Below are 349 nucleotides of genomic sequence, written 5' to 3'. Positions count from 1 at the left end.
AAATCAAAATCAATCATCCCTTGCGACGCGATTAAATATTGAAGGCGTGACAGTGCATCATCACAACCGTTTGCATGAATCGTGGTCATACAACCACTGTGACCGGTGTTGATGGCTTGCAAAAAAGCGTCAGCCGCGCTGCTTTTTCTTATCTCACCCACCCAAATTCTATCTGGCCTCATCCGTAAGGAGGTTTCGATTAGGGTTTTCATTTCCACGTCGCTATCGCTTCGTTTGGGGGACTCAAGCGAAACCGCATAGGGAAGCCAGTCGATATATAACTCTTGCGTGTCTTCGCAAATAATGACTCGCTCGGTCAGGGGGATGTAACGCGCTAAGGCGCGTAACA

The 349-nt window shown here is 48.1% G+C and carries 1 protein-coding gene; it reads right to left on the bottom strand.

Translation table 11 applies throughout. The annotated features are described in order from the left end of the window. Positions 1-349 (bottom strand): ATPase, T2SS/T4P/T4SS family (locus tag A142_RS10075; protein ID WP_019820626.1); only part of this gene is annotated, 349 nt, incomplete at both ends.

Source organism: Vibrio splendidus 12E03 (assembly GCF_000272105.2).
Classification (GTDB): domain Bacteria; phylum Pseudomonadota; class Gammaproteobacteria; order Enterobacterales; family Vibrionaceae; genus Vibrio; species Vibrio splendidus_I.
This window is presented reverse-complemented; position numbering and strand designations above follow the sequence as displayed.